This is a genomic window from Vibrio sp. Evd11, assembly GCF_900382755.1.
GTDB lineage: Bacteria > Pseudomonadota > Gammaproteobacteria > Enterobacterales > Vibrionaceae > Vibrio > Vibrio lentus.
The window spans coordinates 60,069-75,110 of sequence record NZ_OSDX01000010.1 but is presented as its reverse complement, the minus strand read 5'-3'; the positions used below and the strand labels follow the sequence as shown (position 1 = coordinate 75,110).

Here is a 15,042-nt window from a genome sequence, read left to right as displayed (position 1 = left end):
TATTTTGTGAGTTCTAGTGTTACTCTGATTTTACGTACGTGTCTGTGGTTAGTGGTTACTCTCTTAGTAACGCTAGCCATTGCTGTGACTACACTGCGTGTCGCCTTGCCCAATTTAAATAAGTATCAATCTGAAATTGAGCTTTGGGTAAACCAACATTCCGGTTTTGAGTTTTCTATTCAAGATGTGGGTGGCTTTTGGCGTAACACTCATCCCTCTATTGCGCTGCAAGGCGTTCAAGCTCGTCTTCCTAATGCTGAAGATGTGACCTTCTCTGTTGAACGTGTCGAAGTTGAATTTGATTTGATTCAATCTCTAGTACAGATGCGCCCTGTTGTTGCCGACCTTGTAATGAATCGAATGTATCTGGATATACGTTCGGTCGATCTGTTTGCCGGTCAGAACGGCAAAGATAAACCTAAAAAATCAGGCTCTTCAAAGCGGGTGATGCAAGAGCTGGATAACTTACTCCTCAAAACGTTAGTGGATGTGACCGCCAAAGATTCCTCTCTTCTTTATCGAACCATCTCTGATGAAGAACGTCAGCTCGATATCGAAACCTTAAAGTGGAAAAACTCAGGTAAGCACCACCTCGCGGAAGGTGTGGTTAGCATTAAAGACGCCAATCTTAACTCGTTGTCAGTAAGTGCTAACTTTGTCGATGGTGGTTCATTGACCGATGTAACTGGTGAGTTCTATGTGAGTGCAGACAATATCTCGGTTAAACCATGGTTAACCCGTTATATGCAGGCTGAATCCGGTATAGAAACGGGCACGGTTAGTTTGAATAGTTGGGTTACCCTGCAAAACAGCAAGCCGGTAAATGCCTACGTAGAAGTGCTGCCTTCGGAGTTGAGCTGGAACGAAGATGGTCAACATGATTTGATGTTTGAATCAGGCGTTTTTAAGTTGTCTCCCATTGATGATGGTTGGCAAGTGAATGGTCACTCACTTAACCTTAGAACGGATGATAGGCCTTGGCCTGAACTCGATGTTGCCTTCAAATGGAATAAAGGCCCGTGGGAACTTAATGTTTCTGAACTTGATGTGGAAACTATTACCCCGTTAATCAAGTTGATGCCAGATTCTGCGCAATCAACCAAAATGATCAATTCGTTGAAGCCGGGTGGATCCGTTTCTGATATTCGGGTCTCAATGGATTCAGGCATCGAAAGCTTACGTTATTCAGCGAGCTTTTCTGATCTGGCGATTGAACAGTGGGAGTTAGTGCCCGGTTTTAGCCAAGTGTCAGGTAGTGTGTTTGGTTCGGCTTCGGAAGCGAAAGCTAGCCTTCACGTTATTGACGATGTGTTTCCTTATGGTGATGTTTTCCAAGCACCTCTGAATATTAAACAGGGTCTGGTTGATATTGTTTGGCAGCAAGATGAAAGCGGCTGGAAACTGTGGTCGGACAAAATCACGGCAGCCACGCCAGACTTACAAGTACTAGGCGCATTTCGCTTAGACTTTCCAAAGGATGCGAGCCCATTCTTGTCTTTCTACGGTGAAGCGGACGCTTACAATGTGGGTGAAACATGGCGTTATTTACCGACGTTGGCACTTGGGCAAGATCTAACCGATTACCTTTCAACTGCGATTCAAGCGGGCAAAGCTGATACGGTGAAACTGTTATGGCATGGTGAACTGGGGCAATACCCATATACTAACCATGATGGGATCTTCCAAGTTTGGGTTGGCCTAGAAAACGCGAAGTTCAGTTTTGATACGGCGTGGCCACTGATTACCGATCTTCAGCTTGATCTCCTGTTTGAAAATGATGCGATGCATCTTGATTCGCGCTCTGCTCAATTGATGGACGTAACGGCTGACCGTATTACTGGGCGTATTCCTTATTTAGGGGAAGGCGGTCATATCGAGATTGAAGCGAAGGCTACGGCTTCAGGTAATGCGGTTCGTGATTACATGACGGCCTCACCATTAGTCGACTCTGTGGGTGCTGCGTTAACGGCGCTGCAAGTGAGCGGTGATGTATCGTCTGAATTCCAACTCAATATTCCTTTTGATTCAGAAAAAGAGCCAAGAGCGTGGGGCTATGCCGATCTTAAAGATAACCATGTTGAGATTGAAGCTCCGCCAATGGTGCTCGAAAACACCACCGGACGTATTGAGTTTGATAATGATGTTATTACGGCGAATGGTTTAGCCGCTGACTTACTAAAACAGGGCATCTCTGTTGATTTTAAAGGCCTGAATGACGGTCCTGGTTATGCGGTTGATATCGATGTTTTAGGTGATTGGGACGTGAAACCTCTAGAGCCTTATATTGGCGAGCAGTGGTTGAGTCGCCTATCGGGTCATGCGCAATGGCAAAGTCAGATTGATATTCAGCTCAACGATATAGGTTTTAGTTACCAGTTAGACTTACAGTCAGATCTTAAGTATTTAGCCAGTGATTACCCTTATCCATTGGCGAAAAAATCCTTGGAGAGTGGTTCTGCTAGACTGCAAGCCTCGGGTAACCAAGAAGCTATTACTGCGCGTCTGCAATTGCCGAATACCAAGTATCAGGCTGAAATTGATATTACGGGTGAGGTTCCTAAGCTTACTGCAACCAATTTAGTGTTGGGGCGTGGTGGTTATAAAATTAGTCCTGTTGTTGGGCATCATGCCTTAATTCGTACTGATAAATTTAATGCCGATGATTGGTTGTCGGTTGTGATGGAACCCGTGAAGCCATCAACCGCTGTACTTAGCCAAATGAATACGCCAACCATTCCTGCGCCTAGCCGTATTACTTTTGAAAGTAAAGAGCTGATCTTAGGCGGCATAGCTTGGAATGATGTCGATTTTAGTGCTCGCAAGAACAAACAAGCGTGGCAGATGGAAGTTTCTAGCCAAGAGATTGAAGGGGATATCAATTACTTGCCCCCTTACGATCTAACAGTGTCTCTAGATCGCCTGCATTTGTTTGTTCCTGAGTGGAGTGATAAAGCAAATCAAGAACAACTGCTGCAACGGAAAGAGCAAGAAGCACCATTGATCTCTGAACTCGATAAAAAGATCTATGATGCGATGCCTAATCTTAAGCTCACACTGAACGATTTTTGGTTGCAAGGCTATAAAGTCGGTAAGGTCGATGTTGAGCTAGCAAGACAAGACGATCGTCTTGAGTGGAATAAGATTCAAGTCCGAAGCGGAAACAACAAAGCCGATGTGAGCGGCTGGTGGGCACTGAATGGTGACAAGAGTCATTCATCGTTATCTATTGATGTCGAAGGTGAAAATAACAGTGAGTTAATGGAGCGCTTCGGTATTACTTCCGGGATTCAAAAAGCACCTTTTGCGTTGGAAGGTCAGCTTGAGTGGGACGGTTCTCCGTGGGGTATTCAGATGGATACCATCGACGGCAACGTTAAAACCAAGTTGGGTAAAGGCTTCATCTCGGACGTAAGTGGCGCGGCTCGATTGCTTGGCCTGTTTAGCCTAGATTCGATTATCCGTAAGATGCAACTCGATTTCTCGGATGTGTTTGATAAAGGCATGGCATTCAATAGCATCACAGGAACCGGCAAGATTCAAAACGGTATCTTCCTGACGAACGATCTGAACATGGATGCGGTCGCAGGCGAGATGCAGATCAAAGGAATCGCTAACCTGAATACGCGTCAGGTTGATGCGGAAGTGAATTTTACCCCAGATATTACCTCGGGTATTCCAGTATTAACGGCCTTTGCGGTAACCCCTCAAACGGCGCTGTACGTATTGGCGGTGACTACGGTTATATCGCCGGTGGTTGAAGTCTTTACTCAAGTGAATTACTCGGTAAAAGGCCCATTGGATTCACCCACGGTGAGTGAGCTTTCTCGTAGTTCTGGCGAGTTCCAGCTACCCGAAAAATTGAGAAAATTAGCTGAGTAGTTGATACAAGCCAGTCGGTTAATATACGGTCAAATGCCGATTTCTGAATCATAATGAATAGAGGAGCGAGACACATGGATAGTGTTGGGTTGATTCAAATGACATCTGGCCCTAGCCCTGAATTGAACCTTGCTTACCTTGCTCAAGAAGTAGCAAAGTGCAAAGCGTTGGGGGCGAAGTGGGTTGTGTGCCCTGAAAACGCGTTAGTTTTTGGCAGTAAAGCCGACTATCACCAGTATGCTGAGCCTCTAAATGATGGCCCACTACAAAAGAAATTATCTGAGTTAGCTAAGCTTCACCGAATGTGGATTGTTGTCGGTAGTATGCCGATAAGCATAGCTGAAGGCGTGACCACGACAACCCTAGTGATTGATGACTTTGGGTGCCTAGTGACTCATTACGATAAGCTACACATGTTTGATGTGGATGTTGCCGATGCGCACAAGTGCTATAGAGAGTCGGATATTTTCACGCCGGGTGACCGAGTTGTGACGACGGAAACGCCTTTTGGTCGCTTAGGTTTGAGTATTTGTTATGATGTGCGCTTTCCTCACTTGTATTCAGAGTTACGCAAGCAAGGTGCACAAATCATAGTGGTACCAGCAGCGTTTACTGCGGTAACGGGTCAAGCGCATTGGGAAGCATTATTAAGATGCCGCGCGATCGAAACACAATCGTGGATTGTCGCGGTAGGGCAAGGTGGCAAACATCCTTGTCAAAGAGAAACATGGGGACACTCAATGGTGGTTGATCCATGGGGACGAGTGGTCGCACAGCTAGACCAAGATCCTAAAAGTATGGTGGTTGAGATAGACACATCCAGTTGCGAATCAATCAGGCAAAATATGCCAATCGCGCAACACTCTCGATTTACCAATCAATTTTAATTACAAATAAGAGCCATTTATGAGCATTAATCAAATTGAAGAAGCGCTACTGAACCCGACAGGGCTGACGGAGCAAAATATCGCAGATACATTGGCGAGCATTGCTACCCGCCAAATTGATTATGCTGATATCTACTTTCAGTCAAGCTGGCACGAATCTTTAGTGCTAGAAGACAGCATTATTAAAGACGGCTCTTTCAATATCGATTGCGGTGTTGGCGTTCGTGCAGTATCTGGCGAGAAGACCGGTTTTGCTTACTCTGACCAAATCCAATTGGATGGCCTTAAACAGAGTGCAATCGCAGCTCGCGGTATCGCTAAGCAAGGCCAAAACGGCAAGGTACAAGCTTTCAAGCGCAACTCTAACCAAGCTTATTATGACGCGGTAAACCCGCTAGCAAGCTGGGAAAAACAACAGAAAACAGAATTACTAAAAGCACTTGATGCTTACATTCGCACCAAGGAACCTATGATTACTGAGGTTTCAGTGAGCCTGAGTGGTGTACATGAGCAGATGCTTGTTGCCGCGACTGACGGCACTTTCGCCGGTGATATTCGCCCGTTGGTTCGCTTGTCTATTAGCGTACTTGCTCAGAAAGGCGATCGTCGTGAACGTGGCAGTGCTGGTGGCGGTGGTCGTTTTGGTTACGACTTCTTCTTAAGTGATGCTAATGGTTCTCAGGTTGCTTACCAATTTGCTGATGAAGCAATCCGCCAAGCGTTAGTTAACCTTGAAGCGGTTGCGGCGCCTGCTGGTGCAATGCCTGTCGTTCTCGGTTCGGGTTGGCCGGGCGTTCTTCTGCATGAAGCGGTAGGCCACGGTTTAGAAGGTGACTTCAACCGTAAAGAGTCTTCAGTATTTTCTGGCAAAGTGGGCGAGCAAGTCACATCAAGCCTATGTACGATTGTTGATGACGGTACATTAACGAATCTGCGTGGTTCATTGAACGTCGATGATGAAGGCGTTAATGGTCAGTACAACACACTAATCGAAAACGGCATCCTAAAAGGTTACATGCAAGATAAGCTTAATGCTCGTCTAATGGGTGTAGAGCCTACAGGTAATGGTCGTCGTGAGTCTTACGCGCATCTTCCAATGCCGCGTATGACTAACACTTACATGCTGCCAGGTGAGCATACTCCTGAAGAGATTATCTCGACGGTTGAAAGAGGCATCTACGCGCCAAACTTTGGTGGCGGTCAGGTGGATATTACTTCTGGTAAGTTTGTGTTCTCAGCTTCTGAAGCGTACATGATTGAAAACGGTAAGATCACTCACCCAGTGAAAGGTGCAACGCTAATCGGTTCGGGTATCGAAGCGATGCAGCAAGTGTCTATGGTAGGCAACGACCTTAGCCTTGATCGTGGTGTCGGTGTGTGTGGTAAAGCCGGCCAAAGCGTTCCAGTCGGTGTTGGTCAACCAACATTGAAACTCGATTCTCTAACGGTAGGTGGTACTGAGTAATTCAGACCAACTTCAGCAAATTTGTTATAGCAAGCTAGTTGAAATTATAGTTGCAGTTGCAGTTGCAGTTGCAGTTGCAGTTAAAGCTAAAAGCGCCTCCAATGTGAGGCGCTTTTCTGTTTCTGGAGTACGATTTACTAAATCGAACCGTTACATGTTCTCTTCAGCAAACTCAGCCAGTCGGCTTCGTACCACACCATTGAGGTGAATATTGGCACTGCCTTCAAAGTCTTTAAAGCGCTCGACCATGTAGGTTAAGCCTGAAGTCACAGGGGTTAAGTAGGAAGAATCTATCTGAGCGAGGTTTCCTGAACAGACGATCTTGGTGCCTTCACCACAACGGGTAATGATGGTTTTGATTTGTGAAGCAGTGAGGTTCTGACATTCATCCAAAAGTACAAACGCATTTTGGATTGAGCGCCCACGCATGAAGTTAATCGATTTGAACTGGATGTTGGCTTTATCGCAGATGTACTTCATCGATCCTTCGGTGCAGTGATCATTCTTGTGCAGAGCTTCCAGTGTATCGGTCACCGCCGCTAACCAAGGCAGCATTTTTTCTTCTTCGGTTCCGGGAAGGAAACCAATCGACTCACCTATGTCGGGTGTATTTCGGGTTACGATGATCTTATCGAATTTTTTACGTTCTATGGTTTGTTCAAGTGCGGCAGCCATGGCTAACAGTGTTTTACCACTACCCGCAGCGCCCGTTAGAATCACGAGATCGATATCAGGGTCGAGCAGTGCATCAATCGCCATCCCTTGATAGATATTCTTAGGTGTAATGTCCCATGTCTTGCGGTTCATCAACCTTTCTCTACTGAGATCTCTTAGCGTAATGCTTTCGGCCTCAATCTCCTCGACTCGAGCGGCAAAGTCGCTTTCTTCGTCAATCACATATTGGTTGAGGAAGGTTGGATCGAAAGGTGCTCTTGCTAAGGTGTGCAGCGTTTTTCCACCTAAACTCCTACTCTCAACGTTATCTATGCCATCCCAGAATGACCCTTCGAGTTGTTGAAAGCCTTTGGTGAGGTATTGGATGTCATCAATCAGTTGGTCGGTTTGATAGTCTTCAACGAAGCGAACACCAGCGCCTTTGGCTCGCAAGCGCATGTTGATGTCTTTAGTGATAAGAACGACTTCGCGTGGCGCACGTTTGTTTTGAAGATAGAGGACTGCATTGAGGATTCGGTTATCTCCAGCCTTGTCATCGGCGAAGGCTTTGATGCTTTCTTGAAGTTCGTAATCAGCGAGTATTGAAATACTGCCGGATGCGTTAATGTCTTTAGAAAAAGGAATGCCTTCTGATATTTGATCTGGTGTGGCTTCCCTGAATAAGTCTTCGAGCGTTCGAATCGCGATTCTCGCATCTCGAGCAACGTCTCTTTTACTGTCTTTGATTCTGTCGAGTTCTTCTAGCACTGTCATCGGGATAACGACATCGTGCTCGTGGAAAGAAAATATAGCAAAGGGTTCGTGAAGTAGGATATTGGTGTCTAAAACAAATAGCTTCCGGTTGGTCTCGCCCATAGCATCTCCTTGCCGACGTGCGGCTTGTATTGCATTCATTGAACGTAGATAAAGCTCATATAAAGATTAGTATCTCATTCTGCTGATAGTCAACTACTCACCTAAACTTCATCTAGATAAATATCACCATATCGCTGTAGGTGAAGATAGTGTCTTCGTTTGAGAGCAGCAATCTGCTACTCATAGATTAACCATGATTTTTTGACAGTTTGATTGCACAAGCGAAAACAGAAAAAAAGTATGAAATCATGTCCTTTAGGCGTGACCTAAATCACAGCATCGAGTAAGATTAGCGACCTTTTTCTGCACCATTTTCTCGAGATATCTATTATCTAGAGCGCACTTAAAAAGTGGCTGCAAATTAGGTATTTTTGGCTATATTTTTAATGCGAGAACGAGAGTGTTCTTGTTTTAAATTGCAGCTAAACAAGACCAAATTCCAACTATAAGATTGAGGTAGTCGATTCATGACATTTGCTTTGGGGCAACGCTGGATAAGCGATACGGAGAGCGATTTAGGTTTAGGTACCGTTGTAGCAATGGATGCTCGAACAGTGACAGTAATGTTTGCAGCATCAGAAGAGAATCGTGTCTATGCACGCACTGATGCTCCCGTAACCCGAGTAACGTTTAATGTTGGCGATGTCATCGAATGCCAAGAAGGCTGGTCTCTATCTGTCGAAGAAATTATCGAAGACAAAGGGCTACTGACTTATTTGGGCACTCGCGAAGACACTCAAGAGACAGAGGTGACTCTGCGCGAAATATTCTTAAGCAACCAGATCCGCTTTAACAAACCACAAGATAAGTTGTACGCAGGTCAAATCGACCGTATGGATAATTTCGTGCTGCGTTACCGTGCGTTAAGCAATCAATACCAACAACATAAGAGCCCGATGCGTGGCTTGTGTGGTATGCGTGCTGGTTTGATTCCTCATCAGTTGTACATTGCTCATGAAGTGGGTCGTCGTCACGCTCCGCGCGTTTTACTGGCTGATGAAGTGGGTTTAGGTAAAACCATCGAAGCGGGTATGATCATTCATCAGCAGGTGCTGTCTGGCCGTGCTGAGCGCATTCTGATCGTGGTACCAGAAACTCTACAACATCAATGGCTTGTAGAGATGATGCGTCGTTTCAATCTGCACTTCTCTATCTTTGATGAAGAGCGTTGTATTGAATCTTTTGCTGAGTCCGACAACCCATTTGATACTCAGCAATACGTTCTGTGCTCACTAGATTTCCTGCGTAAGAGTCGCAAGCGTTACGAGCAAGCACTGGAAGGTGAATGGGACCTATTGGTTGTCGATGAAGCGCACCACCTTGAGTGGAGCCAAGACAAACCAAGCCGCGAATACCAAGTGGTTGAAGGCTTAGCTGAAAACACCTCTGGCGTACTACTGCTTACAGCAACCCCTGAACAACTTGGTCGCGAGAGTCACTTTGCACGTCTGCGTCTGCTTGACCCTGATCGCTTCTACGATTACGAAGCATTTGTTGAAGAAGAAGACCAATACGCGCCGGTTGCTGATGCAGTAACGGCATTGTTCTCTGGCGTTAAGCTTGAAAACAGCGCGAAGAATCAGATCACTGAGCTGCTTTCTGAACAAGATGTTGAGCCTCTATTCCGCGTTATCGAGGGCGATAGCAGTGAAGAAGAGCAGGCGTTAGCTCGCCAAGAACTGATTGATAACCTTATGGATCGCCATGGTACAGGTCGTGTTCTATTCAGAAATACACGAGCTGCAATCAAAGGCTTCCCTAAGCGTAATGTAAACCTATTGCCGATGGATATTCCAACGCAGTACACAACCTCTATGCGTGTATCGGGCATGATCGGCGGCAAAATGGCTCCCGAAGCTCGTGCGATGAAGATGCTGTACCCAGAAGAGATCTTCCAAGAGTTTGAAGGTGAAGACTCAAGCTGGTGGCAGTTTGATTCACGTGTGAATTGGTTAATTGAAAAGATCCAAGACAAGCGTAGCGAAAAGATCCTAGTGATCGCCTCGCGTGCGAGTACGGCTCTTCAACTGGAACAAGCTCTACGTGAGCGTGAAGGTGTGCGTGCAACGGTATTCCACGAAGGCATGTCGATTCTAGAGCGTGATAAAGCTGCGGCTTACTTTGCTCAAGAAGAGGGCGGTGCTCAGGTGCTTATCTGTAGCGAAATCGGTTCTGAAGGTCGTAACTTCCAATTTGCTAACCAGTTAGTGATGTTCGATCTTCCGTTTAACCCAGATTTGCTTGAACAACGTATTGGTCGTTTGGACCGTATCGGTCAGCTTCGTGATATCGACATTCATGTTCCTTACCTAAAAGGCACATCACAAGCAATTCTAGCGCGTTGGTTCGATGAAGGTCTGAATGCGTTTGCAGAAACTTGTCCTACTGGTCGCACAGTTTACGATAAGTATTCTGATGTACTGATTGAAATGCTGGCTTCTGGTAACACCGAGCAACTTGATGAAGTGATTGAAGAATCAGCGAAGCTCAATCAAAGTCTGAAATCGGATCTAGAAAAAGGCCGAGATCGCCTACTAGAGATGCATTCAAATGGTGGCGATAAAGCCCATGAGATTGCAGAAAAAATCGCGTCTACTGATGGTGATACTAACCTAGTGTCGTTTGCTCTAAGCCTATTTGACACCATTGGTCTGAACCAAGATGACAAAGGTGAAAATGCGTTAGTCGTGACACCTTCTGAACACATGATGGTGCCAAGCTACCCAGGCTTACCTTATGAAGGTGCAACGATTACGTTTGACCGTGAAACTGCGCTTTCTCGTGAAGATATGAACTTCATTAGCTGGGAACACCCAATGATTCAGGGTGGTATTGATCTGCTATTGAGTGAAGGTGTGGGTGCGTCTGCGGTATCTCTACTGAAGAACAAAGCGTTGCCAGTGGGTACTATTCTACTTGAGTTGGTTTACCTTGTTGATGCACAAGCGCCAAAGCGCAGCGGTATCAGCCAGTTCCTGCCTAAGACGCCGATTCGCTTGATGATGGATGGTCGTGGTAACGATTTATCTGCTCAGGTTGAATTCGATAGCTTTAACCGTCAACTCAGCCCGGTAAACCGTCATTTAGCGAGCAAGTTAGTGAACTCGGTACAAGGTGAGATTCACAAGCTAATCGAAGCAGGTGAGACGCATGTACTGCCGAAGGTTGAAGAAGTTCGTCAGCAAGCTCAGAAAGATATGCAAACTAACTTGAACGGTGAGTTAGAGCGTCTACAAGCGCTTAAAGCGGTTAATCCTAACATTCGTGATGAAGAGCTAGAGGTTATCGAAGCTCAAATCAATGAACTGACGGGGTACATCAGCAAGGCTCAGGTTCAGCTTGATTCGCTACGTTTGATTGTGGTTTCTCACAACTAGTTTTGAATTAGCTAAATGCTTTAACGAAATAAGGCCTTCATCATGAAGGCCTTATTTGTATCTATAACTTAGTTAACAGTTTGGCTAACAGTTTGGTTAAGAATCTGGAGAGCAGATTACATCAACCATTTCCACCAAACGAACAGAGCTAAGAAGCCAAATAGGTAAACCAGACCCGCCACAGACAACCATTTTAGCTTAGTGCCAATCGCCAGCGCTTCAGGAAGCTTAGTTTTGCTTACTAAGATGAAGTTAAGCAATGCGAAGAATGGCGTAGTAGCAAAGGCAAGCACCATCGCAAAATCAAGCATTGGCATCAGTGCTGCGCTGAAGAACATCACAATTGCGAGTGCCGCGAGAGAGACAATGATGATCCAGCCTTGCAGCATTCTTGGGCTCGATTCTTTTTTCAATAACAGGCGCTGTGATTCGGCAAGCACGCGTGAGTAACCATCGATAACGGTAATGGTACTGCCAAAGATACAGAAGAAGGCGATAAGAGCGATCAGTGGACGCGACCATTCACCAATCGTAGAAGCGTAGATGCCGACCAATTGATGGGTGAAGCCAACACCAGAGCGAGACAGTTCAACGCCTGTTCCATGAAGTACAAGTGCACCTAAAGCAACGAATATCAAAGCAAGCAGTGCCGTACCAATGTAGCCTACGTTGAAGTCGAACAGTGCAGATTGAGCGGTCACTTCTTGTTTCTCTTTTTGGCTTTTTAGCCACATAGAGGTGATGCTTGAAATCTCGATAGGCGCAGGCATCCAACCCATAGTCACCACGATAAAGCCAATAGCTGCCAATGACCAAGGTGATGGCGGAACAAAAGCCGCATCAGGTTCAACTGGAGAGCCGATAGCAATGGCAACGGCAGCTAAGGTTGTGATGGTTAGGCTCGCCATGATCGCTTTGGACAGCGTATCGAGCGCGCGATAATGGCCAGCGAATAGAATGATCAAGCACGTCGCTAAAACGATCATGCACAGCGTGCTGGTGGCTAAATCAAAAGGAATAAAGTAACTCAGTAAGCTTGCACTGAATAGCAGTAAGGCAGCGGTATTTACCACGGCGGAAATGGCACTTAGTATCGAAAAGATAACAAGGTAAGGTCGACCGAGATTAGAATATCCTTCCACCAAGCTTTGCCCAGTACCAAGGGTATATTGGATGCCAGCTCTAAAGAATGGGTACTTAAATACGTTAACTAAAAGAATCAGTGCGGCTAGTTGCCAACCATAAATAGCGCCAGCTTTCGTTGAAGCGACTAAGTGAGATCCACCGACCGCAGCAGCGGCCATCATGATTCCTGGGCCAAGAGATTTAATCAGGCTTGAAAGTGGTGCGGAGGTTGGTGTTGTGGTGGTTTTAGCCGTACTTTCCATCGTTTTTCCTTTGAGGCTTAGTTCTTATTTTCCGTTACCTTATCAATACCATGTTTCGTAACTTCGTCAACTTTTATGTACAAAAATGTTGAAAATTGTATTTATTAATAAACGAATTAACCGTGAATTATTTATTAACCAGTAATTAAGAGGCTCTAATGGCGTTAGAACAGTACACACCACCACGTGAACCGTGGACTGATATTGTCTATCAAGATGATGATATTCTTGTGGTGAACAAGCCAGCAGGCCTACTTTCGGTACCGGGGAGACTGCCAGAGCACTACGACAGTATGTGGAGTCGGTTGGTTGTGGATTTTCCGGAGATTCAGGTTGTGCATCGGTTGGATATGTCGACATCAGGCTTGATGCTATTGGCTAAGCATAAGCAGGCTGAGCGCCATCTTAAGAAGCAATTCCAATATCGACTGACACACAAACTCTATTACGCGCGAGTATGGGGTTCAGTAGGTGAAGCTGAAGGTTTGATTGATCTGCCGCTTATCTGTGATTGGCCAAATCGTCCTAGGCAGAAAGTCTGTTTTGACGAGGGTAAACTATCACAGACTCGATATATTGTGGAGCAACAAGAGCCTCAAACGACATTATTGAAATTGCTGCCGATTACTGGTCGCTCTCATCAGTTGCGTGTTCACTGCATGGAACTAGGGAACCCAATCGTTGGCGACGAGTTTTATGCTACGCCAGAGGCGTTTGAGTATAGCGATAGGCTAGCTTTGCACGCATGTGAACTGAGTTTTTATCATCCAGCTAATAACCAGCTTTTCAAAGCCTTCGTGCCATGCGAGTTTTATCTTCAAGCTTCACCACAAATCGAACAGCACTTTGAAATTGCGCCAGAGCTTCCAGACTACAGTAAGCTAAAAGCTTAGAATGACTCAATTGACATAAATTCAAGGACGTACAATGCCGAAGTTGAAAGTGGTCTTTCTCGACCGAGCGACCATCCCATCTCAAATCCATTTAAAACCTCTCAGCTTTGAACATCAATGGGTTGAGTATGACTTCACTTCGCCTGAGCAAGTGTCTGAGCGAATTGAAGGCGCTGATGTGGTTATCACCAATAAGGTTGTGCTCAACGAATCGAATTTGACTAAAGCACAACAACTTAAGCTAATAGCTGTTTCAGCAACGGGTGTGAACAATGTCGATGTTGGCTACTGCAAGAGTAACAACATAGCGGTGACAAACGTGCAAGGCTATGCGACTCAATCGGTACCGGAACATGTTATCGCGATGCTGTTTACGCTAAAGCGAAACCTCGTTGGTTATCATCAAGATATCGAGGCAGGCGAGTGGCAAAAGGACAAACAATTCTGCTTCTTTACTCATCCGATTCAAGATGTTGCAGGTAGTACATTAGGTTTGATCGGTAGTGGTGGCTTAGGGCAAGCGACAGCGATATTAGCAAAAGCGATTGGTATGAACGTCATCTTTGCTGAGCGTAAAGGAGCAAATTCTTGTCGAGAAGGATATCTACCTTTTGAGACTGTGTTACAACAAGCAGATGCGATCAGCTTACATTGCCCGTTGACCGAAGCGACCCGAAATTTGATTTCGGATCGAGAGCTAACAATGATGAAACCAAGTGCGGTATTGATTAATGCTGGCCGCGGTGGGTTAGTCGATGAGCAAGCCTTAGTTGAAGCATTGATAAATCATGATATTGCTGGTGCAGGCATCGATGTGTTCACACAAGAACCCGCAGATACGTCGAATCCGTTATTGGCGAATAGTCACTTACCGAATCTATTATTAACGCCACACGTAGCGTGGGGCAGTGATAGCTCAATTCAAAAGCTTTCAGATATTCTGATGGATAACATTGATAGGTTTGCTGATGGGAAGCCGCAGAATATCGTCGGTTAATTCACAGTAAGCGGTTGTAGACTAAGTTCCAGAAAGAAAAAAGGTTGGCTTTGGGCCAACCTTTTTTGATGTTTTTTCTTCAATTCGACTTAGCTAGAAGCTAGAAGCTAGAAGCTAGAAGCCATTAGCCTTGCGGCTTAACTACCAATACATTGATTGGTGAATTCTGTACGACTTTACTCGCCACTGAACCCAATACCACTTTGTCGATTTTCGAGCGCTTATGACTAGGCATCACAATCAGGTCTGCCCCAAGCTTTTCTGCGTAATCTAAAATCGTTGTGTAGGTTTTACCTTCTGCAACGTGAACCTTATAAACCACTTCATCGTCGATGTATTTGTCAGCAAACTCTTTTAGCTGATTTTTTACATCAAGCTTCATTTGATTCGCGGCATCTTTCGGGAAGTAAGACGCAACCATCGACATGTGAATGCCCGGCAATACGTTCAAGATGTGGATTTCAGCATTACTATGCTTTGCGTGCCATACCGCTAATTCAACAGCTTTGTCAGAAAAGCCTTTGTCGTTAAGATCAACAGGAACAAGGATTTGTTTATACATGTGTTTTTCTCTTTTTTATCAGCGCTTAGTATTGACCAAGCGCTGTGATTATCCTTTCCATGTA

At 45.4% G+C, this 15,042-nt stretch carries 9 protein-coding genes; 6 read left to right on the top strand and 3 right to left on the bottom strand.

The window, feature by feature from the left end:
- Positions 1 to 6 precede the first annotated feature (6 nt).
- The 3 genes from ED652_RS06705 to tldD all read left to right on the top strand — a co-directional run bounded on the left by ED652_RS06705 (position 7) and on the right by tldD (position 6,231).
- Positions 7 to 3,879 (top strand): YhdP family protein, encoded by a 3,873-nt coding sequence (locus ED652_RS06705; RefSeq protein ID WP_122053971.1) that lies wholly within the window; start codon positions 7 to 9, stop codon positions 3,877 to 3,879.
- Positions 3,880 to 3,953: 74 nt separating this feature from the next.
- Positions 3,954 to 4,766 carry a carbon-nitrogen hydrolase family protein gene (locus ED652_RS06700; RefSeq protein ID WP_122053969.1) on the top strand — a complete coding sequence of 271 codons (813 nt, stop codon included), beginning with the start codon at positions 3,954 to 3,956 and terminating at the stop codon, positions 4,764 to 4,766.
- A gap of 19 nt (positions 4,767 to 4,785) precedes the next feature.
- Positions 4,786 to 6,231 carry a metalloprotease TldD gene (tldD, locus tag ED652_RS06695; RefSeq protein ID WP_122053968.1) on the top strand — a complete coding sequence of 482 codons (1,446 nt, stop codon included), beginning with the start codon at positions 4,786 to 4,788 and terminating at the stop codon, positions 6,229 to 6,231.
- Positions 6,232 to 6,381: 150 nt separating this feature from the next.
- Here tldD and ED652_RS06690 read toward each other — a convergent pair whose 3' ends face one another.
- Positions 6,382 to 7,761 carry a PhoH family protein gene (locus tag ED652_RS06690; RefSeq protein WP_076676216.1) on the bottom strand — a complete coding sequence of 460 codons (1,380 nt, stop codon included), beginning with the start codon at positions 7,759 to 7,761 and terminating at the stop codon, positions 6,382 to 6,384.
- Between the two features lie 467 nt (positions 7,762 to 8,228).
- Between ED652_RS06690 and rapA the strand changes: the two genes are divergently transcribed.
- Complete coding sequence (rapA, locus tag ED652_RS06685; RefSeq protein ID WP_122053966.1) at positions 8,229 to 11,138, top strand: RNA polymerase-associated protein RapA; 2,910 nt, start codon at positions 8,229 to 8,231, stop codon at positions 11,136 to 11,138.
- Positions 11,139 to 11,254: 116 nt separating this feature from the next.
- Here rapA and ED652_RS06680 read toward each other — a convergent pair whose 3' ends face one another.
- Positions 11,255 to 12,526, bottom strand: a complete 1,272-nt coding sequence (locus tag ED652_RS06680; protein WP_122053965.1) for an NRAMP family divalent metal transporter — start codon at positions 12,524 to 12,526, stop codon at positions 11,255 to 11,257.
- A gap of 158 nt (positions 12,527 to 12,684) precedes the next feature.
- Between ED652_RS06680 and rluA the strand changes: the two genes are divergently transcribed.
- Together rluA and ED652_RS06670 are read left to right on the top strand one after the other, a co-directional pair.
- A complete protein-coding gene (gene rluA, locus ED652_RS06675) occupies positions 12,685 to 13,419 on the top strand; it encodes a bifunctional tRNA pseudouridine(32) synthase/23S rRNA pseudouridine(746) synthase RluA (protein WP_122053963.1) in 735 nt (244 codons plus the stop codon).
- A gap of 34 nt (positions 13,420 to 13,453) precedes the next feature.
- A complete protein-coding gene (locus tag ED652_RS06670) occupies positions 13,454 to 14,416 on the top strand; it encodes a D-2-hydroxyacid dehydrogenase (protein ID WP_122053962.1) in 963 nt (320 codons plus the stop codon).
- A 124-nt stretch (positions 14,417 to 14,540) separates the two neighbouring features.
- Here ED652_RS06670 and ED652_RS06665 read toward each other — a convergent pair whose 3' ends face one another.
- A complete protein-coding gene (locus tag ED652_RS06665; protein WP_029223337.1) occupies positions 14,541 to 14,978 on the bottom strand; it encodes a universal stress protein in 438 nt (145 codons plus the stop codon).
- Positions 14,979 to 15,042: the final 64 nt, after the last annotated feature.

Coding starts and splice junctions, on each gene's coding strand:
- ED652_RS06700 (WP_122053969.1), top strand. CDS start 3,954: ATGGATAGTGTTGGGTTGATTCAAATGACATCTGGCCCTAGCCCTGAA.
- ED652_RS06670 (WP_122053962.1), top strand. CDS start 13,454: ATGCCGAAGTTGAAAGTGGTCTTTCTCGACCGAGCGACCATCCCATCT.
- tldD (WP_122053968.1), top strand. CDS start 4,786: ATGAGCATTAATCAAATTGAAGAAGCGCTACTGAACCCGACAGGGCTG.
- rluA (WP_122053963.1), top strand. CDS start 12,685: ATGGCGTTAGAACAGTACACACCACCACGTGAACCGTGGACTGATATT.
- ED652_RS06665 (WP_029223337.1), bottom strand. CDS start 14,978: ATGTATAAACAAATCCTTGTTCCTGTTGATCTTAACGACAAAGGCTTT.
- ED652_RS06690 (WP_076676216.1), bottom strand. CDS start 7,761: ATGGGCGAGACCAACCGGAAGCTATTTGTTTTAGACACCAATATCCTA.
- rapA (WP_122053966.1), top strand. CDS start 8,229: ATGACATTTGCTTTGGGGCAACGCTGGATAAGCGATACGGAGAGCGAT.
- ED652_RS06680 (WP_122053965.1), bottom strand. CDS start 12,526: ATGGAAAGTACGGCTAAAACCACCACAACACCAACCTCCGCACCACTT.